The following is a 22,218-nucleotide window of genomic DNA, read 5'->3' on the forward strand; positions in this document are numbered from 1 at the left end:
GACACCCGCGGCGCAGAAACGCCGGGGGCACCCGGATGATCTCCGATATCTCCGGACGATTCCCGCCCCCGCCATCCCGCCCCCGCCATCCCGCTCCCCAGGACCGGCGCCGTTCCCGGTTCCCCTAGGCTTGCGGGCGTGAGCGAGCGCCCCTACGTGCTGCTGAGCTGCGCGATGTCGGTCGACGGGTACATCGACGACGCGAGCCCGGAGCGGCTGCGGCTGTCCACCCCGGCCGACTTCGACCGGGTGGACGCCGTGCGCGCGTCCTGCGACGCGATCATGGTCGGTGCCGGGACGATCCGGGCCGACGACCCCAAGCTGCTGATCCGGTCCGCGGCGCGGCGGGAGCGGCGCGCGGCGCGCGGGCTGCCCGCCGACCTGACCAAGGTGACGCTGACCGCGAGCGGCGACGTCGACCCGGAGTCGCGGTTCTTCACCACCGGCGACTCCCCCAAGCTGGTGTACGCGCCGCCCGCCGCCGTCCCGGAGCTGGCGGAGCGGCTGGCCGGCCGCGCGGAGGTGCTGGACGCCGGCGACCCGGTGAGCCTGCCGGCGCTGCTCGCCGACCTGGCGGCGCGCGGGGTGCGGCGGCTGATGGTGGAGGGCGGCGGCGGGGTCCACACCCGCTTCCTGACCGCCGGGCTGGCCGACGAGCTGCAGCTGGTCGTGGCGCCGTTCTTCATCGGCGACCCGTCCGCGCCGCGCTTCGCCGGGCCGGGGGTGTTCCCGCAGTCGCCCGCCCGGCCGATGCGGCTGGCCGAGTCGACGCGGATCGGCGACCTGGTCCTGCTGCGCTACCTGATCGGAGCGGCCGCCCGTGGTTGAGAGCACAGCGGACGACGAGCGGTGGCTGCGGCTCGCCTGCGAGCTGGCCCGGCGCTGCCCTCCGTCGGACACCGCGTTCTCGGTGGGGGCGGTCATCGTCGGCGCGGACGGCCGCGAGGTCGCGCGGGGGTACTCGCGCGAGTCCGATCCGCACGACCACGCCGAGGAGGCGGCGCTCGCCGGGGCGGACCGCCCGGCGCTCGCCGGCGGGACGGTCTACAGCTCACTGGAGCCGTGCGGCGAGCGCAAGTCGCGCCCGCTGTCCTGCACGGACCGCATCATCGCGGCGGGCCTCGCCCGGGTGGTGTTCGCCTGGCGGGAGCCCGCGCTGTTCGTCCCGGGGACGGGCGCCGAGCGGCTCCGCGCGCACGGCGTCGAGGTCGTCGAGATCCCCGCGCTGGCCGGTCTCGCCCGCGAGCCCAACGCCCACCTGCTCTCCCGCTGAACGACCGCGCCCCGGCCCGCGTCCGCGGCTCCGGCGGCGGCACCGGTCTCAGCTGAAGTCCGGCGGCGCGTGCGGCGCGCCCTTCAGCTCGTGGAATCCCTCGATCCCGGCGACCAGCAGCGTCCCGTCCCAGAGCCGGCCGGCCTCCTCGCCGCGCGGGACGCGCGAGACGACCGGGCCGAAGAACGCCGACTCGGCCCCGTCCGCGCCGGTCGCCACGATGATCGGGGTGCCGACATGGGTGCCGATCTTGGCGATGCCCTCCCAGTGGGAGGCGCGCACGGCGGGGTCGTACTCCTCGGTCAGCGCGGCCCGGGTGAGCTCGGTGGGCAGGCCGGCCTCGGCGAGCGCGGTGGCGAACGCGTCGGGGTCCCACTCGCCGTCGCCCTCGTGGAGCCGGTGGCCGAGCGCGGTGTAGAAGCGGCCGAGGGCCTCCTGCCCGTGCTCGACGGCGACGGCCGCGCAGACCCGCACGGGGAGCCACAGGTAGCCCTCGGGGTCGTTCTCCGGGTCGTCCTCGCGGTCCTCGTTCAGCACCGACAGGCTCAGCACGTGCCAGCGCACCTCGATCGGCCGCACCTCGGCCGCCTCCAGCAGCCAGCGGGAGGTGATCCAGGTGTACGGGCAGGCGGGGTCGAACCAGAAGTCCGCGATCGTCATCGGGCCATGCTCCCACGACCGGAATGAGACTGTAGTCTCATCAGCTCTTGCCAACGCCGGGGGGCGGCATGCGATGCTGTGCCAAGCAAGCACTCGGTCAAAGTTTTTCCTGCGCTGGGGAAGGTACGGCAGCATGCGCGAGCACGATCGGCTGTTCATCGGCGGCCAGTGGACCACCCCCTCGGGCACCGGCACGATCGATGTGATCTCGCCGCACACCGAGGAGGTCATCGGGCGGGTTCCGGACGGCACCCCCGCCGACATGGACGCCGCCGTCGCCGCCGCCCGCGAGGCGTTCGACCGCGGCCCCTGGCCCCGGATGACGCCCGCCGAGCGGGCCGAGGTCCTCGGCCGGCTGTCGGCGATCTACGCCGAGCGGCAGCAGCAGATGGCCGACCTGGCGACCGCGGAGATGGGCTCGCCCATCGGCTTCTCGATCTTCGGTCAGGCCGCCATCCCGCAGATGACGCTGCAGTACTACGTCGACCTCGCCGCCTCCTTCACCTGGGAGGAGGAGCGGCCCGGCATGCTCGGCCCGGTCACCGTCACCCGCGAGCCGGTCGGCGTGGTCGCCGCGATCTACCCGTGGAACGTGCCGCAGTTCACGCTCATGATGAAGCTCGCCCCGGCGCTCATCGCGGGCTGCACGGTCGTGGCCAAGCCGTCCCCCGAGGCGCCGCTGGACGCCTACCTGCTGGCCGAGTGGATCGAGGAGGCCGGGATCCCGGACGGGGTCGTCAACATCGTCCCGGCCGGGCGCGAGGCCGGCATGTACCTGGTCGAGCACCCCGGCGTCGACAAGGTCGCGTTCACCGGCTCCACCGCCGCCGGCCGGCAGATCGGCGCGGCCTGCGGGCAGCGGCTGCGCCCGGTCACGCTGGAGCTGGGCGGCAAGTCCGCCGCGATCATCCTGGAGGACGCCGACCTCGCGTCCACCGTCGAGGGCTTCAAGCTGGCCTCGCTGATGAACAACGGCGAGGCGTGCGCCGCCCAGACCCGCATCCTCGCGCCGCGCTCGCGCTACGACGAGGTCGCCGACGCGCTGGCCACCATGGTCGGCGGGCTGTCGGTCGGCGACCCGGCCGACTACACCACCGAGATCGGCCCGCTCGTCGCCCGCCGCCAGCAGGAGCGCGTCGAGAACTACATCCGGATCGGCCAGGACGAGGGCGCCAAGCTCATCACCGGCGGCCTTGACCGCCCGCACGACCGCGGCTGGTACGTGCGGCCCACCGTGTTCGGCGGCGTGACCAACGACATGCGGATCGCCCGCGAGGAGATCTTCGGCCCGGTGCTGGCGCTGCTGCCGTACGAGGACGAGGAGGACGCGATCCGGATCGCCAACGACAGCGACTACGGCCTCGGCGGCTCGGTGTGGACCGCCGACGTCGACCACGGCGTCGAGGTCGCGCGGCGCATCCGCACCGGGAGCTGCGGCGTCAACATGTACATCATGGAGCCGAACACCCCGTTCGGCGGCTACAAGGACAGCGGCCTGGGCCGCGAGCTCGGCCCCGAGGGGCTCTCCCCGTACCTGGAGCACAAGGCCATCCCCCGCCCCGCCGCCGGCTAGCCGGCCGCGGACCCGTCCGGCCCGCGGCGGCCGAACAGGGACTCGTGCGCCGCGCGGAGGCCCTCCAGCTCCTGGTCCAGGACCTGGAGGGCCTCCTTCGCGGCCACGTCCTCCACCCTGCCCGCCAGCGCGTCCCGGGCCGCCTCGACCGCCGCCAGCCGCTCCGCCAGCTCGCCGGCCAGCAGCGTGCCGCGCGACAGGCCGGTCGCGCCGGGGAACACGCCGTCCAGGATCGCCGCGCGCTCCATGGACCGGCGGCGCTCGCGGCGCAGCTCGATGAAGACGTCGACCTTCGAGCGCAGCACCCACGGGTCGAACGGCTTGACGAGGTAGTCCACGGCGCCGACCGCGTATCCGCGGAACGACAGGTCGGGCTCGCTGCGGGCGGCGGTCAGGAAGATGATCGGGACGTCGCGGGTACGGTCCTTGCGCTTGATGTGGTACGCCGTCTCGAACCCGTCCATCCCGGGCATCAGCACGTCCAGCAGGATCACCGCGAAGTCGCCGGTCATCAGCGCCCGCAGCGCATCCTCGCCGGACCGTACCGACACCACGTCGGCCTCGACCGTCCGGAGGATCGCCGCCAGTGCCAGCAGGTTCTCCTCCTGGTCGTCCACCAGCAGGATCCTGGCCTCGTCACCGTCCATCCCGCTCCCCGTTCCCGTCCGCGGCGTCCGTCGCCGGGCGCCCGCCGGCGCTCCTAACGGCCGCGCTCCAGCCAGCGGCGCAGCACCGCGAACAGGTGCTCGATCTCGACCGGCTTGGTCACGTAGTCCGACATCCCCGCCTCCAGGCTCTTCTCCTGGTCGCCCTTCATCGCCTTGGCCGTCAGCGCGACGATCGGCATCGTCGCGAACCGCGGCGTCGCGCGGATCGCCCGCGTGGTCGCGTAGCCGTCCATCCCGGGCATCATCACGTCCATGAACACCAGCGCGATGTCCTCGTTCTGCTCCAGGCTCTCGATGCCCTGGCGGCCGTCGGCGGCGTAGAGCACCTTGAGGCCCGAGCGCTCCAGCACCGTGCTCAGCGCGAACACGTTCCGGATGTCGTCGTCGACGATCAGCACCGTGCGGCCCTCGAAGAGCTCGTCGCGGGCGACCACCGGGCCGGGATCGGCGGCGTCGGCCGTCTCCGGGCCGCCCCTGACCAGCGTCCCGGTGCCCGCCGCGGGGCGCCCCCCGCCGGCCGGCGCGCCCGGCTCCCCGGCGGGCGCCGGCAGGGGCGGGGACGCGGCGCGCTCGGGCAGGTAGAGGGCGAACGTGCTGCCGTCGCCCGGCCGGCTGCTGGCCCGGATCTCGCCGCCCAGCAGCTCGGCGATCTCCCGGCAGATCGACAGGCCCAGCCCGGTGCCGCCGTACTTGCGGCTCGTGGTGCCGTCGGCCTGCTGGAACGCGGCGAAGATGTCCTCCAGCTTGCTCGGCGGGATGCCCACCCCGGTGTCGGTGACGGTGAACGCGATCACCCGTTCCGCCTCGCGCAGCGGCTCCAGCGCGAAGTACGCGCCGGTCGCCGGGGCGATGTCGAGCCGGACCGACCCCTCGGTGGTGAACTTGATCGCGTTGGACAGCAGGTTGCGCAGGATCTGCTGCAGGCGCTGCTCGTCGGTGTACAGCACGGCGGGCAGGTCGGGCGACGGCCGCACCTCGAACTCCAGGCCCTGCTCCAGCGCGACGTGCCGGAACGTCACGTTCACGTAGTCGACGAGGTCGGCCGGCCGGATCTCCTCCGGATGGATCTCCATCCGGCCCGCCTCGATCTTGGACAGGTCGAGGATGTCGTCGATCAGCTGGAGCAGGTCGCGGCCGGCGCCGTAGATCGTCCGGGCGAACTCGACCTGCTCGGCGGTCAGGTTGCCGTCGGGGTTGGCCCACATCAGCTTGGCCAGCAGCAGCAGGCTGTTGAGCGGGGTGCGCAGCTCGTGGGACATGTTGGCCAGGAAGTTTGACTTGTAGCGCGACGACAGCGCCAGCTGCTCGGCCCGCTCCTCCAGCGCCCGCCGGGCCTGCTCGATCTCGGTGTTCTGCACCTCGATCTCGCGGTTCTGCCGGGCCAGCAGCGCGGCCTTGTCCTCCAGCTCGGCGTTGGAGCGGCGCAGCTCCTCCTGCTGGCGCTGCAGCTCGCCGGAGCGCTCGCGCAGCTGCCGGGTCAGCCGCTGCGACTCCGCCAGCAGCGACTCGGTGCGGGCGTTGGCCAGGATCGTGTTGATCGCGACCCCGATCGTGTGGACGAACTGGTCGAAGAACGCCAGGTGGACATCGCTGAACCGGCTGAACGCGGCCAGCTCGATCACCCCGAGCACCGCGTCCTCGAACACGATCGGCAGCACCACCACGCAGGCCGGCGGCGCCTCGCCCAGCCCGGAGGAGATCTTGAGGTAGTCGACCGGGGTGTCGGTCAGGATCAGCCGCTTGCGCTCGACCGCCGCCTGCCCGACCAGGCCCTCGCCGAACAGGATCTCCTCGGCCGAGCCGCCCTGGCGGCGGCGGTAGCCGTACCCGGCGATCAGGCGCAGCACCGGCTCGTCCCGGCCCTCCCGCTGGACGAGGAAGAACGCGCCGTAGTGCGCGGCGACCAGCGGCGTCAGCTCGCTGAGGATGAGGCCGGCCACCTCGACCAGGTCGCGGTGGCCCTGCATCAGCCCGGCGATGCGGGCGAGGTTGCTCTCCAGCCAGTCCTTGGCGCGGGTGGTCTCGCGCAGCGTCGCCACCATCAGGTTGACGTTGTCCTTCAGCTCGGCGACCTCGCCGCGCGCCTCGACGGAGATCGACCGGGTCAGGTCGCCGCCGCTGACCGCGCTGGCCACCTCGGCGATCGCCCGCACCTGGGTGGTGAGGTTGCTGGCCAGCAGGTTGACGTTGGCGGTGAGGTCCTTCCACGCGCCGGTCGCGCCCGGCACCTGGGCCTGGCCGCCCAGCTGGCCGCGGCTGCCGACCTCGCGGGCGACCCGGATCACCTCCGAGGAGAACGCCGAGAGCGTGTCGACCATCGTGTTGATCGTCGTCTTCAGCTTGAGTATCTCGCCCTGCGCGTCGACGTCGATCTTCTTGGTCAGGTCGCCCTCGGCGACGGCGGTGGTGACCTGCGCGATGTTGCGCACCTGGTAGGTCAGGTTGTTGGCCATCGCGTTGACGTTGTCGGTGAGGTCCTTCCAGACGCCGGACGCGCCGCGCACCTGCGCCTGGCCGCCCAGCTCGCCCTCGGTGCCGACCTCGCGGGCCACCCGGGTCACCTCGTCGGCGAACGCCGAGAGCGTGTCGACCATCGTGTTGATCGTCGTCTTCAGCTGGAAGATCTCGCCGCGCGCGTCCACGGTGATCTTCTTGGTCAGGTCGCCGCCGGCCACCGAGGTCGCCACCTGGGCGATCTCGCGGACCTGGTTGGTCAGGTTGCTGGCCATGCCGTTGACGTTGTCGGTCAGGTCCTTCCAGACCCCCGACACGCCGCGCACCTGCGCCTGGCCGCCGAGCCGCCCCTCGGTGCCGACCTCGCGGGCGACCCTGGTCACCTCGCCCGCGAAGGCCGACAGCTGGTCGACCATCGTGTTGATGGTGTCCTTGAGTTCGAGGATCTCGCCCTGCGCGTCGACGGTGATCTTCTTCGACAGGTCGCCGTCCGCCACCGCCTTGGTGATCTGCGCGATGTTCCGCACCTGCGACGTCAGGTTGTTCGCCATGAAGTTGACGTTGTCGGTGAGGTCCTTCCAGGTGCCGGAGACGCCGCGCACCTGGGCCTGGCCGCCCAGCTCGCCCTCGGTGCCGACCTCGCGGGCCACCCGGGTCACCTCGTCGGCGAACGCCGACAGCTGGTCGACCATCGTGTTGAGCGTGTCCTTCAATTCCAGGATCTCGCCCTGCGCGTCAACGGTGATCTTCTTCGACAGATCGCCGTCCGCCACCGCCTTGGTGATCTGCGCGATGTTCCGCACCTGCGACGTCAGGTTGTTCGCCATGGAATTGACGTTGTCGGTCAGGTCCTTCCAGACGCCCGACACGCCCCGTACCTGGGCCTGGCCGCCGAGCCGCCCCTCGGTGCCGACCTCGCGCGCCACCCGCGTCACCTCGCCCGCGAAGCCGGAGAGCTGGTCGACCATCGTGTTGAGGGTGTCCTTCAGCTCCAGCAGCTCGCCCTGCGCGTCGACCGTGATCTTCTTCGACAGATCGCCGTCCGCCACCGCCTTGGTGATCTGCGCGATGTTGCGCACCTGCGAGGTCAGGTTGTTGGCCATGCCGTTGACCGACTCGGTGAGGTCCTTCCAGGTGCCGGAGACGCCGCGCACCTGGGCCTGGCCGCCGAGCCGGCCCTCGGTGCCGACCTCGCGGGCCACCCGGGTCACCTCGTCGGCGAACGCCGACAGCTGGTCGACCATCGTGTTGAGCGTGTCCTTCAGCTCCAGCAGCTCGCCCTTGACGTCCACGGTGATCTTCTGGCTGAGGTCGCCCTTGGCGACGGCGGTGGCGACCTGCGCGATGTTGCGGACCTGGTACGTCAGGTTGCTGGCCATGACGTTCACCGACTCGGTCAGGTCCTTCCAGGTGCCCGACACCCCCCGCACCTGCGCCTGGCCGCCCAGCCGCCCCTCCGTACCCACCTCGCGGGCCACCCGCGTCACCTCGTCGGCGAACGCCGACAGCTGGTCGACCATCGTGTTGACGGTCAGCTTCAGCTCCAGCATCTCGCCGGTCGCCTCGACCGTGACCGTACGGGTGAGGTCGCCGCGGGCGACGGCCGTGGTCACCGCCGCGATGTCGCGGACCTGCGCGGTCAGCCGGGTGGCCATGTCGTCGACGGCCTCGGTGACGTGCGCCCAGCTGCCGGTGAGGCCGCGGGCCTTGGACCGGCCGCCCAGCCGGCCCTCGGTGCCCAGCTCGCGCGCGACCCGGGTCACCTCGGAGGTGAACAGCGCCAGCTGGTCGATCATCCGGTTGGCGGCCTGGCCGGGCCGCCGCAGGTCGCCGTGCAGCGGCCGGTTGCCGGCCTCCAGGTCGGCGCGCTGCGACAGATCGCCCGCGGCCACCGCCTCCAGCACCCGGGCGGTGTTGGTGAGCGGGGTCGCGATGTGGTCGAGCAGCGTGTTGGCCGACTCCACGCCGGCGTGCCAGCGGCCCTGGCCCGGGCCCGCGGCGAGCCGCTCGTCGAGCCGGCCCTCGCGGGCGACCTGGCGGGAGACGCGTTCGAGCTCGTCGGCCAGGTGCCGGTTGCGGTCGAGGATCTGGGCGAGCACCTCGCCGACCTCGGCCAGCGTCCCCTCGGGCGGGGCGTTGAAGCGCGGCCGGAAGTCGCCGTCGCGCAGCGCCCGCAGCGCCTCCAGGAGGGAACGCAGCCCGGCCTCGGTGCCGGGCGGCGGCGCGGGCTCCGCGGCCGGCGCCACCGGGCCGGCCGGTGCGGGCTCCGCGGCCGGCTCGGCCGGGGAGGTGGTGCTCGAGGATCCACTCATAGGCGAACCTTGCCGACTGGGCGTGTCTGAGCCCGTTCATAGTGTCACTATGTTGCGTCACACACCCCGCGAATCAGCATGTTGCCTCAAGGGGGTCACCGTGTCGGCTTCGCACAGATCCGCGGTCTTCCCGCCCGAACGCACGGCGGTGCCGGCGGCGCGCGAGCTGGTGCGCGCCGCGCTGCGGGCGTGGGCGCCGCCGGCCGAGCGGGCCGCGGACGCGGTGCTGGTGACCAGCGAGCTCGTCACCAACGCCGTGATGCACGCGGGCACCGAGATCGCGGTCGACTGCGCGCTGGACGAGGCGGCCGGCCGGCTCCGGATCGAGGTCCGCGACCTGCTGCCCATGCGCCAGGTCGGCGCGCACCCGCCGCGCCGGGCCGGCGGGTCCGCCGCCGCGGCGGAGGAGGACGGCGAGCGGGGCCTGCTGCTCACGCAGTCGCTGGCCGACAGCTGGGGCGTCACGTACACCAGGGCCGCCAAGACGGTCTGGTTCGAGCTGGCCCTCGCCGCGGCGCCCGAGCCCGCGCCCGAGCCGGTCGTCCCGGAACGCGCCGGGCACGAGGAACCGCACGCCGAGCGGCTGTACGAGGACGTCGCCCGCTGGGTGCGGCTGACCACCCGCGCCGACGCCGCGTACGTCCTGGTGGCCAACGACGAGGACGGGATCGAGGTGCGCGCCGAGGACGCGGCGCCGAGGACGGCCCGCGGCGGCGACGGGCAGGCGGCGCCCGCGGCCCGCTACCGCTCGGTGGCGCGCGTCCCGCTGACCGCCGGCGGCCGCCGGCTCGGCCTGCTCGTCGCGGCGGCGCGCGGCGCGGACCGGTTCAGCTCCCGCGACATCTCCCGCATCCAGGACGCCGCCGGCTCGCTGGCGCCGGTGCTCGCCCGCGAGCGCGACACCGCGCGCCGCGGCTACCGCAGCTGGCTGGGCTTCCTCGCCGAGGCGGGCGACCTGCTGGCGGGCACCCTGGACGAGCGGACGGTGCTGGCGCTCGCGGCGCAGCTGTACGTGCCGCGGCTGGCCACCTGGTGCGCGGTCTACCTGGACGATCCGGCCGGGCACGGGCGCCTGGCGCACGTGTGGCACGCCGACGAGCGGCTCATCGGCCCGCTGCGCGAGGCGCTGGCGGCGGCCGGCGACCCCGGCCCGGCGCGGCCGCGCGCGCCGCGCCCCTGGCCGGGGCTGGAGTCGATCGGCCCGGCCGGGCGCGCGGTGTGCGGGCCGCTGGTGCTGGAGATGCGGCTCGCCTGCCGCGACCGGCGGCTCGGCACGATCCTGCTGGGCGGGCCGGAGGGCGCCGGGTTCCGCTCCGAGCCGGTCCGGCTGGCCGAGGACCTCGGCGACCGGGTCGGGCAGGCGCTGCTCACCGCGCGCCGCTACGGCGAGCAGGAGGCGGCCAGCCGGGTGCTGCAGCGCAGCCTGCTGCCGGCGCGGCTGCCGTCCGTCCCGGGGATCGACTACGACGTGGTCTACTCGCCGGCCGGCCGGAACGCGGCGGCCGGCGGCGACTTCTACGACCTGTTCCCAGCGGGCCCGGGCCGGTGGCGGTTCATGCTGGGCGACGTGGCCGGCACCGGCCCGGAGGCCGCGGCGGTGACGGGGCTGGCCCGGCACACGCTGCGGGCGCTGGCCCGCGAGGGGCGCACCGCGTCCGGCGCGCTCGACCTGCTCAACGAGACGATCATCGATGACGCGTGGAGCCGGATGCTGACCGTGCTGCACGGCGAGCTGGAGCCGGCGGCGGCCGGCGGGGCGCGGCTGTCGGTGGCCGCCGCGGGGCATCCGCTGCCGCTGCGGCTGCGGCCGGACGGCGCGGTGAGCCCGGTGGGCGACTCGCAGATCCTGCTCGGCGCCGTCCGCGACAGCGAGTACCGGCTCGACAGCGTGCGGCTGGGCCGCGGCGACCTGGTGCTGTGCGTGACCGACGGGATCACCGAGCGGCGGCACGGCGGGCGGCTGCTGGACGACGACGACGGGCTGGCGCGCATCCTGGCGGGCTGCGCGGGGCTGCCGGCGCGGGCGGTGACGCGGCGCGTTCAGGCGGCGGTGCGGGAGTTCACCGCCGCGCCGCCGGACGACGACATGGCGATCATGGCACTCAGGGTCGCCCCAGATCCGTGACCGTCCAGCCGAGGCGGGCGCGGCAGGCCCGCACGTCCTCGGCGTCGGCGGTGCCGGTCACCAGCAGCCGCAGCCGCGGCCGGCCGGGCCCGGGGTCGCCCTCGCGGGCGAGCGCGCGCAGCTTGTCGGGGGTGACGACGGCGAGGGTGGCGCCGTGCTCGCGGACGTCCCGCAGCAGCGCCTCGGTGTCGGACTCGGCCACCCCGGCGAACGTCGCGCCCTGGATCAGGCACAGGTTCATGAGCGCGAGCCAGGTGGACGCCGTGCAGTCCCAGGAGCAGCAGGCGAGCACGTCGCCCTGCTCGACGCCGGCGCGGGCGGCGAGCCGGTGCAGCTCGGCGAGCCGCTCGGCGTGCGTCGGCTGCGCGGGCGGGTCGCACAGCCTCAGGGCGACGTCGCGGGCGAGGTCGACCGGCGGGGACGGGTCGGGGAGCGGCGCGCGCAGCTCGTGGTTGTCGACGAGGCGGGCGAACGGCGTCGCCCCGGGCAGGTCGCCGAACGCGAACACCTGCCGCACGTAGGAACGTTCCGCCGCGGCCAGGGCCAGGACCGCCTCCTCGCCGGACCCGGTCATCAGGAACCGCGCCCGGCTCTCGTTCAGCATCTGCGCCAGTTCCCTGGCGGACGAGTGCGGCGGCAGCGGGGCGGGGATCGCGCCGGCCGCGCTCACCGCGTGCACGGCCAGGGCCGTGTCGCAGGCGTCGGCGAGGTGGATCGCGCCGACGTCGCCCGGGCGGACGCCGTGCCGGGCCAGCCCCGCGGCGGCCGCGGGGACGACCACCGAGAACCGCGAGTAGCCGAGTTCCCGGCCGGGGCCCACCATCGCGGGGCGGCCGCCGCCGCGCAGCGCGTTCCGGCGCGCCGCGTCCAGCACGGTCGCGGTGACCGTGGCGTCGGAAACGGCCGGCCGGCCGGTGTCCCCGTCGAACATGGCACGACCGTACGCCGCGCGCACGGCCCGTCACATCAGAAGATGTGTGTAGACAGGTATGTAGCTCAGCCCGGCAAGCCCGCTCTCGCCAGCAGGGCGCGCCGCCGCACCGCACCCGCCTCGGTGCGCGGGATCTCGTCCACCACGCGCACGGCGACCACGCCCTTGTACGGCGGCACGTGGTCGTTGACGTACTCCAGGATGTCGCCGGCGGCGGCCGGCTCGGACAGCACCACGAACGCGTACGGGACCAGCCCCAGCTCGGGGTCGGGGGCGGGCGCGACCACCGCGTCCCGTACCGCGGGGTGGACGGCGAGCACCGTCTCGGGTTCGGCGGGCGGCTCGGGGCGGCCCTCGCCGAGCCGGCCGAGGATGTACGCGCGGCCGTGGTCGTCGCGGAACGCGGCGTCGCCGGTGGCCGACCACCGCACCGGGCCCGGCCGGGCGGTCCCCGTGGCGGGCAGCCGGACGCACAGCTCGCCGGGCTGGTACGACGCCTGCTCCCGGCCGGTGGCGGCGTCCACGACGCGCCAGGCGACGCCGGGCAGGCCGCGGCCGACCGAGTCGAGCGTCCCCTCCTCGGCGCCGCGCAGGTTGATGTGGGTGAGCCCGGCGGCCTCGGTCAGCCCGTACGCCTGCCGTACCGTGCAGCCGAGCCGGGCGGCGCAGGCGCGCGCGGTCTCGGCGCGCAGCGGGCCGCCCGCCGCGACGACCGAGCGCAGCGCGTCCAGGGCGTAGCGCGGCACGACGCGGTCGTACGCGAGCGTCTCGATCAGCCGGGGCGGCAGCAGCGCGACCGTGACCGCGCGGTCCTGGAGGGCGCGCAGCAGGTCGTGCCGCCCGCCGCCGGGCGCGGCGACGACGGTGGCGCCGAGCCGCAGCGCGGGGTTGAGCGCGCCGTTCAGCCCGAGCAGGCCGCTGAACGGCAGCGCCGACAGGACGGTGTCGGCCCGCCCGATCATCCCCGAGTCCGCCGCCCGGACGAGTCCGGCGACCATCTCGGCGTGCGAGAGCGGGACGACCCGCGCGGGCCCGGCCGTCCCCCGCGAGCACGCCAGCACCGCCACCGCCGCGAGATCCACCGCCCCCGCGACAGGCCGACCGCCCCCGCGGGCGCCCCCTCCGCCTGCCGGTCCGGGGTGCGGCAGGTCGCGGGCGGGGGCCGGGTGGGACGGGATCGCGACGAGGTCGGGGGCGGAGAGTGGGCGCGGGACGCCCGCGGCGGCGGCCGCTTCCTGGGCGACCTTCCGCAGGGCGGGCCAGGTGATGAGCGCCTCGGCGCCGCCCGCGCGCAGCAGGCGGGCCAGCTCGTCCTGCGGGGCCGTCACCCGGAGCGGCAGCGGCACGGCGCCCGCGGCGGCCACGGCGTGCAGGACGACGGCGAACTCGGGTCCGTCGGGCAGGTGCACCCCCACCGCGGTCCCCGGCCGTACGCCCGCGGCGGCCAGGGCGGCGGCCGCGGCCGCGACCTCCGCGGCGAGCGCGGCGTGCGTCAGGGTGCGGCCGGAGACGGCGTCCACCACCGCGGCGCGGCCGGGATCGGCGGCGCGTGCCGTGATGACCGCCTCCGTCAGCGTCACCGCGGGGAACGCGGCCAGCGGGTCACCGTCGCCACCGATGGGGATCATGCCCCGAATCTAGATCGCGGCGGTGCGCCCGCGCATGCGCCGGTCTGCGGATCCGGGCTCGTATTCGGCGGTGCGTCGATATGGCCGCCGCGGCCGCGCTGTGTACACACGGTCGGCTACGTGGCGTCGTCCAGGTGGTCGACCGCCCAGGCCGCGACCTGGGCGCGCGAGCCGAAGCCCAGCTTGGTGAGGATGTTGGTGACGTGCCGGGCCACGGTGGCCGGGCTGATGACCAGCTCGTCGGCGATGCCGCGGTTGCTGAGGCCGCGCGCCACCAACACCGCGATCTCCCGTTCGCGGGCGGTGAGGGTGGCCGGCGGGGTCACCGGCGCGGCCACCGCCGACCGCGACGCCTCGGGCGCCGGCCGCTGTACGGGCACCGCCGCGCGCTCCGGGTCCGCCATGGGCCCGGCGTCCGCCACGGGCTCGGGGGCGCGCAGCGCGGCCGCGACCGCGTCGTCGAGCGCGGTGGACCGGCCCTGCCCCCACAGCTGCGCGACCAGCGGCTCGCCCAGCCGGCGCCGGATCGGCTCCAGCGTCCGCTCGAAGCGGGCGCCGCCGGGCCGCCGGCCGGCCGTCTCCAGCACCGCGTCCCGCAGCGCCGCCGCGGCACCGCCGACCAGCACCGCCCGGCGCGGGTCGCCCTCGCGCGCCACCAGCTCGGCGAGCGTGTCGAGCGCGCGGGCCACGTCGAGCCGGATGCCGGTGGAGCGGCTCAGCGCCAGGCTCTCGGCGAGCGCCGCCCGCGCGGCCGGCAGGTCGTCCAGGTCCAGCGCGACCCGGCCCAGCCCGGCCAGCGCCCGCGCGATCTCCGGCCGGGCCCCGATCTCGCGCAGGATCGGCAGCGCCTCGCCGTAGTGCGCGCGGGCGGCGGGCCGGTCGCCGCGCGACTCGGCCAGCCGGCCCAGCCCGATCAGCGCGTGCGCGGCGCCCCACAGCTGCCCGATGCCGCGCATCGTGGCCAGCCCGGACTCCAGCGGCTCGCGCGCCTCGCGCAGCCGCCCCTGCCGGATCCGCAGGTAGCCGCGCGCGATGGAGGCGTACGCGCGGTTCCACTCCTGGCCCGGCTCGGCGGTGATCGCGTCGGCCTCGTCCAGCCGGTCGGCGGCCTCCTCGGCACGGCCCGCGCGGGTGCACGCCTCGGCCAGCGTGACCAGCGCGGTCGCGGTCATGAACGCGTCCCCGGCCTCCCGGCACGGCCCCAGCGCCGCCGCCGCGAACGTGCCCGCCTGGACGAAGTCGCGGTCCCCGACGGCGATCTGCGCCCGCCCCGCCAGCGCGGGCCCGCGCACGGAGGCGGGCAGGTCGTGGCCGCGGGCCAGGAACCGGTCGGTCCACTCGGCCCACTCGGCGGCCTGGCCGCGGACGATCCAGTACGTGCGCAGCGCCGTGCAGATGCGCAGGCCCTCCTCGATGTCGCCGTGCTCCAGCGACCAGGCCAGCGCGGCGCGGGCGTTGCCGGTCTCGGCGTCGTACCGGCGGAACAGGTCGACCCGGGCTGCCCACGGCGCGGGCCGCTCGGCGATGCCGATCTCGCCGTGCCGCTCGGCCAGCTCCAGCAGCGCGTCGCGGTGCCGGCCGCGCAGCGCCGCCCCCTCGCCGGCGGCGTCCAGCCGGTCGGCCGCGTACCGGCGGATGCTGTCGAGCATCCGGAAGCGGACCTCGCCGGCGACCTCGCCGCCCACCACGACCAGCGACTTGTCGACCAGGGCGGTCAGCAGGTCGAGGACCTCGTCGGCGCCGAGCAGCTCGTCGGCGCACACCACCTCGGCCTGTTCCAGCGTCCAGCCGGTGAAGACCGACAGCCGGCGCAGCAGCACCCGCTCCTCGTCGCCGAGCAGCTCGTGGCTCCAGTCGATGGCCGCGCGGAGCGTCCGCTGGCGGGGCGGGGCGGTGCGGTCGCCGGCGTTCAGCAGCCGGAAGCGGTCGGCCAGCCGGTGCGCGATCTGGTCGACCGACAGCACCCGCACCCGGGCCGCCGCCAGCTCCAGGGCCAGCGGCACGCCGTCCAGCGCGCGGCCGATCCGGTCGACGGCGTCGCCGCCGGTGAAGCCCGGCCGGGCGGCGCGGGCGCGCTCCTCGAACAGCAGCGCCGCCTCGCGCGGCTCCAGCGGCGGGACCCGCCAGACGTTCTCGCCGGGCATCCGCAGCGGCTCGCGGCTGGTGGCCAGCACCCGCAGCCCGGGGCAGCGGGCCAGCAGCAGCCCGGTCAGCCCGGCGCAGTCGCCGACCAGGTGCTCGCAGTTGTCCAGGACGAGCAGCGTCTCGCGGCCGCGCAGCGCGTCGGCCAGCGTGTCCGGCAGCGGCCGTCCCTCCTCCGCCGCCACCCCAAGGACGGCGGCGACCCGGCGGGCGACCGGCTCGGGCGGCCCGTCGGCGGGCAGGTCGCCCAGCTCGGCCAGCCACACCCCGTCGGCGTAGGCGTCCCGGAGGGAGTGCGCGACGTGCAGGGCCAGCCGCGTCTTGCCGATGCCGCCCGCCCCGCACAGCGTCACCGCGCGCATGCTCTCGAGGAGCACCCGCAGGTCCCCCACGTCCCGTTCCCGCCCGACGAACGTGTTCGGCTCAACGGGCAGGTTGCTCTTGACGGCGTTCGTCTCCACAGCGCTGTTCATGGATGTCATGCGCCCACAAGTGTCCGATGGTCAGGCCCGTTCCCCCGTGCGATACCTGCGAGTGTGACATCGCCGTCCGTGCGGCGCGCGGCGTTTGACACCTGTTGACAATCCTCCGCGACGGACCCCTGACTCCGGTCTTGACCCCTCACCAGGACCTCATCACCCGTCACTCGCGCCCGTCAACGGTCCGGAAGGCCACAAGAACACGCCGCCGGGTGCCCGATTCCACCCTTGCGGCCCGCTGGCCGTACCGTAGTGCGCCGTGTCCCCCACCTCAGGAAACGCCGGCGCCCCGGCCAGCCTCGACGACGTGCTCGTCGGCGAGGCCGTGCTGGGCGTGTACCGGCAGATGTTCGCGGCGCTCGCGCGCGACAGCGGCGCCGTGGTGGACGACCCGGAACTGGTCGACGTCGCCGAGACGCTGCTGGCCGCCTTCGCCGACGCGGGCGAGGAGGGGCTGAGCCGCGAGCAGATGCGGTACGTGTGCCGCCGCTACTCCACCGAGGTCTTCGAGAACCGGCTGCGCGTGCTCAAGGGGCTCGGCGCGGTCCGCGAGGTGTTCCCCAAGCCCAACCAGCTGCGCTACCGCGCCTCGTTCACCAGCGTGGTCGGGCTGATGTTCGTCCGCCGGATGATGCTGGACGGCGGGCAGAGCGAGATGCACCGGCTGCTGGCGCTGGAGCAGCTGAACGTTGCGGACCCGCGGATGACGGCGGCGCAGGCGCGGGCCGGGGCCGAGGGGCTGGCGCGGGCGTTCCGGCTGTGGAGCGTGGAGCTGCTGACGCTGACGAACGGCACCATCGAGGAGCTGCGCGAGCAGGCGCCGAAGCTGTGGGGCACCGAGGAGATCCTGCTGCGGGCCGAGCGGCTGCACGGGGCGATCCTGCGGCGCTGGCCGGAGCTCGACCGCGCCTGCACCGACCTGCGCGCCGCCATCTACGCCTACGGCGACGCGTCCCGGCGGGCCGCCGCGCGGCTGTCGGACTCCGCCGGCATGACTCGCAATCTGACTCTCCTGCCGCCCGAGACGTGGCGGACGTTCGCCCGGACGGCCTCGCGCGAGGAGCTGGCCGGCGTCCTGGACGGCTTCGTGTTCGACGCCCCGGCGCCCTGGCACGAGCCGTCGGCGGTGGTGACGGCCGTGGAGGACGGCCCGCGCACCACGCCGCCGCGCCCGGCGCCGCCGCGCGCGTCCGTACCGGATCCGGGGCTGTCGGACGACCCCGGCGGCGACGCGGCCGCCGCCGAGCGGCTGCGGGCGGTGGCCGAGCAGGTGCTGCGGGGCCGCGACCGGGTCGCCGTCGAGGACCTGCTGGCGCAGGACTGGGTCGCGGCGCGCCGGGTGCTCGCCGACCTGTCCTCGGTCCACCTGCACCCGGAGCTGCCGTACCGGCTGGTCTGGTCGGACGGGCTGGCGGCCCGCCCGGACGGCCTGCCGTCGTGGGTCACCCCGGGCGTCTTCGAGAGGACGGGCCCGTGAGCGCCGATCCCGTCGAACCGGCCGGACCTGCCGGACAGCCCGTGGCGGATCCGCCGGGGGTCGATCCGCAGGTGCTGGCCCGGGCGCGCGCCCGCGTCCTCGGTGTCCCCTCGGTCCCGGTCACCGAGCCGGTGCCGCCCGGGATGACGGGGGCGGCGGACGGGGAGCGGGTGTGGCTGCTGCCGTCCTGGCCCGACGGGGCGACCCCGGCGATGCTGGAGGAGTACGAGGTCGCCCCGATGCCGCTGGACCGCACCGGCCAGGCCCGGCGCGTGCTGGCGGCGGCGCTGCGCTGCTGCTGGACCCGCCTGGACGACGCGCCGTGGCCCGGCGAACCGGCTCCGGTCGCCGCCGTCCTGGAGGTGTACGCCGGCATGTCGCGCGGTGATCCAGAGCTGGCCCGCCGCTGGGCGACCGGCGAGCTGCGGCGGCTGTCGGACACCGGCTGGCTGCTCGTGGACGAGGCGGCCGGCGACGTCCGCCCGGGCCCGCGCACGGCCCTGTGGCGCGAGGAGACCCTCGCCTCCCTGCGCGACCTGCTGCGCCGCCTCCCCCAGCCCCCGCCCGAGGGAGCGCCCTCATGAGCCTTCCGGGGGACGCGGTGTTCGAGGGGCTGCTGCGGTCGTACGACGAGAAGCGGCGGGCGGAGCTGGTGGCGGCGTACATGGCCGTCGAGCACGCCGCCGCGCCCGTTCCCGAGGTGCGGTTCCCGGCGCTGCGCGAGCCCGCGCCGCGCCGGACGCTGGAGCAGATGCTGGCGCTGGGCGGGCGGACGCTGATCCGTACCGGGAAGGGCGAGTGGATCTCCGGTTACCGGGACGACGTGACCGCCGAGTTGGGCGCCGACCCGGACTGCGTGCCGCCGGCCGGCGACCGGGCCGCGCTGGTGCTGGTACTGATCCACGCGGTGGCGATCCCGCGGGCGGCCGGGCTGCTGGCCGACGACTCGTGGATGTCGCCGTACCCGGCGCCGCTGGAGGAGCTGCGGCGGCGCTCGCAGCTGCCGGTCGGGGAGCTGGAGGCGTCGCTGCGGCGGCTGCGCGCGGCCGGGCTGGTGTCGCAGGTGAAGGCGGGCGGCGAGGAGTCGGGCGGGTTCGTGCCGGGGCCGCAGTTCCAGCGGCTCACGCCGGCCGCGCGCCGCCGCCTGCAGGAGGAGCTGATCCTGGCCGCCGGCCCGGGGTCGCCGCTGGCCGCGGCGATCCGGGCGCGCCGCCGCGGCCGGGAGAACGATCACGGGGAGGCCCCTTGACCGCCGTTCTGGAACCGCTGGTGCCCGCCGGTGCCGGCGCGGGCGGGGAGAACATCGTCGGCGACCGCACGCTCGTCGCGGTCCAGGCGGTGAACATCTCCCGCCTGTCGACGCATCCGGTGCCGACCGTGCCGGGGACGCTCATCGTCGTCGCCGGGCAGGGTCCCAAGGACTCCAACGGGGCCGGGAAGTCGTCGTTCATCGCGGCGATCACCGCGCTGCTCGGGGACGAGCAGTGGCGGTTCGCGTCGGGCGCGCGGGCGGTGGCGGAGCTGCTGTTCAACGCCGAGCTGGCGGCGCAGGGCGACAGCCAGTGGGCCAGCGCCGGCCACGGCTACATCGTCGGCGTGTTCGACGAGCACGACGCCGCCGGGACGGCCGGCGGAGGGCCAGCGGCTGGGAAACCGGAGGCCGTGGAGCCGGAGGCGGGGAATCCGGAGGCGGGGAATTCGGCGGCGGGGAATCCGGAGGCGGGGAATTCGGAGGCGGGGAATTCGGCGGCCGAGACGGCGCTGACGGTGTGGCTGCGGGTCAACGTGGACGCTCCTCACCTGGAGATCCGCTGGCGGCAGGGCGTCCACCTGGCCGCGGCCCCCTCGGAGGCCGAGCGGGTGGCGCTGGCCGACCGGATGTGGGCGGCCCTGCCGCGCAGCGCGGGCCGCCGCGACCTGGTGGCCAAGGACCTCGGCCGGGTCCTGTACGGCGGGCAGGTGCGCTGCGTGTCGTTCCTGTCGACGTCCGTGCGGTCCAAGGTCGCCACCAACCTCCTCTCCCAGCCGCTGAACGAGATCACCCCGGAACGGATCTTCAGCGCGATCGCCGCGCTCACCGGCCTGGACCGGGAGCTGGAGGCCGAGCGCACCTCGCGGGCCGAGGAGCACCGCGAGCGCGCCCGCGCCGCCGAGGCGGCCGAGCGGCTGGCGGGCTGGGAGCGCGAGGCGGCCGCGCTGCTGAAGACGTTCGACCGGCGCGACCGCGCCCGCGACGAGGTGGCGGCGGCGCTGCGGTTCTGGCACACCCGGCAGGCGCGGCTGCTGGTGGACGCGGCGCGCGCGGACGGCGCGCACGCCGCCGAGCAGGAGCGCCTGCACGCCGAGAACGAGGAGATCCTGGCGGCCGTGAAGGCGGCCGGGAAGGAGATCGAGCAGCTCACCGGCGGCGCGCTGGAGGAGCGGCTGGGCGAGGCGGGCGCGGCCCTGGCCGAGCTGAAGGGCCAGGCCGACGAGCTGGGCGCCGACAAGGCGGTCGCCCGCAACCGGCTGGAGGAGCTGCGCCGCCGGGTGTCGGGCCTGGAGGAGCGGCTGCGCGAGGCGGACGGCCGCGACGCCGAGGCCGCGGGCCGGGAGCTGGCCGAGGCCGAGGTGCGCCGGGACGAGGCGCAGCAGGCGTTCGGGATGGCCAAGGGCGCGGTGTCCCGGGCCGAGCGCGCGCTGGCCGAGGCGGAGGCGGGCGAGAGCAGCGCCCCCGCCCAGATCCGCGCCCTGGCCGGCGCCGGGATCGCCGCGGTGGGCCTCCTGGACGCGGTCGAGCTGGCGGAGGACGTCCGCGAGCGCTGGGAGGCCGCGCTGTGGCCGTACCGCGAGGCCGTGGTGGTGGGCCCGGACGATCTCGCCGCGGCGGCCGGGGCGCTGCGCGGGCTCCCCGGCTCCATGATCGTCCCCGCCGACGCCGCCCTGCGCGCGGACGCCGCCCGCGAGCCGTCCGGCGCCGGGAGCGGCGGCCCGGCCGGGGTGCGGTGCACGCTGCCGCTGGGACGCTTCTTCGGCGCCCTGGACGGCGGCGACGGCACCGGCGTCGTGGTCGTCGGCGGGTTCCCCGAGGCCGTGACCGGGCGGGAGACGCGGGTGCGGGCGGCGCGGGAGGCGCTGGAGACCGCCCGCGAGGCCCTGGAGGAGGCGGGACGGCGGGCGGACGACGCGGCGGCCGACGTGGCGCTGGCCGGGCGGCGGCTGGCGGCGGCGCGGGCCGCGGCCGAGCTGGACGGCGTGCGGGAGCGGATGGCCGGGCTCCGCGAGCGGCTGGAGGAGCTGGCCGGCGGCGAGTCCCGGCTGGGCCCGCGGCTGGGCGCGGCCGAGCAGACGCTGCGCCGGTTGCAGGCCAAGGCGGACACGCGGGCGCTGGAGGTCGACCGGCTGCGCGGGCGGCGCGAGGCGCACGAGCGCGACCGGGACCGGATCCGCGCCGAGATCGCCGCGCTGGCCGACCGGCGCGCCGCGCTCGGCCTGGCGGAGCTGGAGCGGGAGTGGGGCGCCTCCCGCGACGCGGCCGCGGAGTGGCTGGCCACGCTCGGCGAGGACGAGCGGACGTGGACGCCCGACGAGTGGTGGCACAGCGCCGAGAAGCACCTGTCGGAGGGGCTGCGGCGGGTGTTCCCGGACGGCCCTGCCGACGAGGACATGCCGGAGGAGGTCCGCTTCCTGCTGCGCGAGCGCGCCGACGGGGAGGGGCGCCGTACCGAACGGGAGCAGTCCACCTTCCCCCGCCTGGTCAAGGCGCTGGAGGGGTACCTGCGCCGGCAGGAGGACTACGAGCGGCACCAGCGGCGGCAGATCGAGGTGCAGCTGGCGGCGCGCCGCGCCGACCTGGAGAAGGCGCAGAAGGGCGCGACGGAGGCGGCGGGCGCGGCCGAGGCGCACCGCACGGCGCTGACGGCCGCGATCCGGGCCCGGCTGCAGCGGGTGGCCGAGGAGTTCGAGAAGCTGGACGTGGCGTACGGCGGGTACGGCGCGACGCTGGAGTTCCCCACGCCCGAGCCGCCCGGCGACCCCGAGCAGGAGTGGCGCTGGCGGGTGACGCCGAAGTGGCGGCGCTCGGACGGGCAGCGGTACGTGCCGTACAACCGCCGCGCCAACACCGCGCTGATGGACGAGAAGGCGGTGAAGCTGGTCTGCGCCGCCGCGCTGGCCAGCTCGGGCGGCGGCCGCCTGTGCCTGGTGCTGGACGAGCTGGGCCGCAACCTCGGCAAGGAGCACCGCAAGGAGGCCGTCGCGCTGTTCCGCAAGATCGGCGAGACGCACGGGATCACGGTGATCGGCGCGCTCCAGGACGACATGGAGCCGTACGCGATCGACGCGTGCGGGCAGTACGTGAAGCTGCGCCGGTCGTCGGACACGATGCCGTACAACGAGCCCCCGGTCGTGGTCGGCTACGACGAGCACGAGGCGCGGGTCCGGCGGCTCGCGGAGCAGATCACGGCCGCGCGGCCCGATATATCGGATGCGTCCTGACCAGCCTTCACGGGAGGATG

Annotated in this window: 14 protein-coding genes; 8 read left to right on the forward strand and 6 right to left on the reverse strand. The window is 75.6% G+C overall.

Translation table 11 applies throughout. From position 1 onward, the window contains the following. The first annotated feature begins 138 nt into the window (after window positions 1-138). Together ACA361_RS10575 and ACA361_RS10580 are read left to right on the forward strand one after the other, a co-directional pair. The gene (locus ACA361_RS10575; RefSeq protein WP_375011662.1) at window positions 139-828 is read left to right on the forward strand and encodes a RibD family protein; all 690 of its coding nucleotides are present in this window, start codon (window positions 139-141) and stop codon (window positions 826-828) included. After that, window positions 821-1,273 (forward strand): dCMP deaminase, encoded by a 453-nt coding sequence (locus ACA361_RS10580; protein ID WP_375011663.1) that lies wholly within the window; start codon window positions 821-823, stop codon window positions 1,271-1,273. Before ACA361_RS10575 ends, ACA361_RS10580 begins: the two co-directional genes overlap by 8 nt. A 48-nt stretch (window positions 1,274-1,321) precedes the next feature. Here ACA361_RS10580 and ACA361_RS10585 read toward each other — a convergent pair whose 3' ends face one another. Then, window positions 1,322-1,933 (reverse strand): disulfide bond formation protein DsbA, encoded by a 612-nt coding sequence (locus ACA361_RS10585; RefSeq protein ID WP_375011664.1) that lies wholly within the window; start codon window positions 1,931-1,933, stop codon window positions 1,322-1,324. A gap of 133 nt (window positions 1,934-2,066) precedes the next feature. Between ACA361_RS10585 and ACA361_RS10590 the strand changes: the two genes are divergently transcribed. After that, entirely contained in the window at window positions 2,067-3,506 is a 1,440-nt protein-coding gene (locus ACA361_RS10590) for an aldehyde dehydrogenase (RefSeq protein ID WP_375011666.1), read from the forward strand. Here ACA361_RS10590 and ACA361_RS10595 read toward each other — a convergent pair. Together ACA361_RS10595 and ACA361_RS10600 are read right to left on the reverse strand one after the other, a co-directional pair. Continuing rightward, on the reverse strand, window positions 3,503-4,153 hold the full coding sequence (locus tag ACA361_RS10595) for a two-component system response regulator (RefSeq protein WP_375011667.1): 651 nt from the start codon (window positions 4,151-4,153) through the stop codon (window positions 3,503-3,505). The two genes, ACA361_RS10590 and ACA361_RS10595, sit on opposite strands and share 4 nt — an antisense overlap. Before the next feature lie 53 nt (window positions 4,154-4,206). Further along, a complete protein-coding gene (locus tag ACA361_RS10600) occupies window positions 4,207-8,940 on the reverse strand; it encodes a HAMP domain-containing protein (protein ID WP_375011668.1) in 4,734 nt (1,577 codons plus the stop codon). A 100-nt stretch (window positions 8,941-9,040) separates the two neighbouring features. On the opposite strand from ACA361_RS10600, the gene ACA361_RS10605 reads away from it, so the two are divergent. Then, window positions 9,041-11,065: a SpoIIE family protein phosphatase gene (locus tag ACA361_RS10605; protein WP_375011669.1), complete on the forward strand. Its 2,025-nt coding sequence runs from the start codon at window positions 9,041-9,043 to the stop codon at window positions 11,063-11,065. Here the strand turns inward: ACA361_RS10605 and ACA361_RS10610 are convergent. The 3 genes from ACA361_RS10610 to ACA361_RS10620 form a co-directional block, all read right to left on the reverse strand. After that, window positions 11,043-11,996 (reverse strand): AMP-binding protein, encoded by a 954-nt coding sequence (locus ACA361_RS10610; RefSeq protein WP_375011670.1) that lies wholly within the window; start codon window positions 11,994-11,996, stop codon window positions 11,043-11,045. The two genes, ACA361_RS10605 and ACA361_RS10610, sit on opposite strands and share 23 nt — an antisense overlap. Window positions 11,997-12,061: 65 nt before the next feature. After that, complete coding sequence (locus ACA361_RS10615; RefSeq protein ID WP_375011671.1) at window positions 12,062-13,624, reverse strand: class I adenylate-forming enzyme family protein; 1,563 nt, start codon at window positions 13,622-13,624, stop codon at window positions 12,062-12,064. A 116-nt stretch (window positions 13,625-13,740) separates the two neighbouring features. Continuing rightward, window positions 13,741-16,239 (reverse strand): tetratricopeptide repeat protein, encoded by a 2,499-nt coding sequence (locus ACA361_RS10620; protein WP_375011672.1) that lies wholly within the window; start codon window positions 16,237-16,239, stop codon window positions 13,741-13,743. 265 nt (window positions 16,240-16,504) lie between these two features. Between ACA361_RS10620 and ACA361_RS10625 the strand changes: the two genes are divergently transcribed. Genes ACA361_RS10625 through ACA361_RS10640 form a run of 4 tightly spaced genes read left to right on the forward strand, consistent with a single transcriptional unit; the run spans window position 16,505 to window position 22,198 of the window. Continuing rightward, window positions 16,505-17,722 carry a hypothetical protein gene (locus tag ACA361_RS10625; RefSeq protein ID WP_375011673.1) on the forward strand — a complete coding sequence of 406 codons (1,218 nt, stop codon included), beginning with the start codon at window positions 16,505-16,507 and terminating at the stop codon, window positions 17,720-17,722. Continuing rightward, entirely contained in the window at window positions 17,719-18,306 is a 588-nt protein-coding gene (locus tag ACA361_RS10630) for a hypothetical protein (RefSeq protein ID WP_375011674.1), read from the forward strand. Before ACA361_RS10625 ends, ACA361_RS10630 begins: the two co-directional genes overlap by 4 nt. Further along, window positions 18,303-18,971 (forward strand): hypothetical protein, encoded by a 669-nt coding sequence (locus ACA361_RS10635; RefSeq protein ID WP_375011675.1) that lies wholly within the window; start codon window positions 18,303-18,305, stop codon window positions 18,969-18,971. Before ACA361_RS10630 ends, ACA361_RS10635 begins: the two co-directional genes overlap by 4 nt. Further along, a complete protein-coding gene (locus ACA361_RS10640) occupies window positions 18,968-22,198 on the forward strand; it encodes a chromosome partitioning protein ParA (protein ID WP_375011676.1) in 3,231 nt (1,076 codons plus the stop codon). The genes ACA361_RS10635 and ACA361_RS10640 overlap by 4 nt, the downstream gene beginning before the upstream one ends. Window positions 22,199-22,218 lie beyond the last annotated feature (20 nt).

It is taken from the genome of Actinomadura sp. 21ATH, assembly GCF_041951345.1.
Lineage (GTDB): Bacteria > Actinomycetota > Actinomycetes > Streptosporangiales > Streptosporangiaceae > Spirillospora.

What these genes read in the sequence shown, in the direction of transcription:
- ACA361_RS10610 (WP_375011670.1), bottom strand. Translation starts at nt 11,996, where the DNA reads ATGTTCGACGGGGACACCGGCCGGCCGGCCGTTTCCGACGCCACGGTC.
- ACA361_RS10590 (WP_375011666.1), top strand. Translation starts at nt 2,067, where the DNA reads ATGCGCGAGCACGATCGGCTGTTCATCGGCGGCCAGTGGACCACCCCC.
- ACA361_RS10615 (WP_375011671.1), bottom strand. Translation starts at nt 13,624, where the DNA reads ATGATCCCCATCGGTGGCGACGGTGACCCGCTGGCCGCGTTCCCCGCG.
- ACA361_RS10600 (WP_375011668.1), bottom strand. Translation starts at nt 8,940, where the DNA reads ATGAGTGGATCCTCGAGCACCACCTCCCCGGCCGAGCCGGCCGCGGAG.
- ACA361_RS10620 (WP_375011672.1), bottom strand. Translation starts at nt 16,239, where the DNA reads ATGAACAGCGCTGTGGAGACGAACGCCGTCAAGAGCAACCTGCCCGTT.
- ACA361_RS10635 (WP_375011675.1), top strand. Translation starts at nt 18,303, where the DNA reads ATGAGCCTTCCGGGGGACGCGGTGTTCGAGGGGCTGCTGCGGTCGTAC.
- ACA361_RS10595 (WP_375011667.1), bottom strand. Translation starts at nt 4,153, where the DNA reads ATGGACGGTGACGAGGCCAGGATCCTGCTGGTGGACGACCAGGAGGAG.
- ACA361_RS10585 (WP_375011664.1), bottom strand. Translation starts at nt 1,933, where the DNA reads ATGACGATCGCGGACTTCTGGTTCGACCCCGCCTGCCCGTACACCTGG.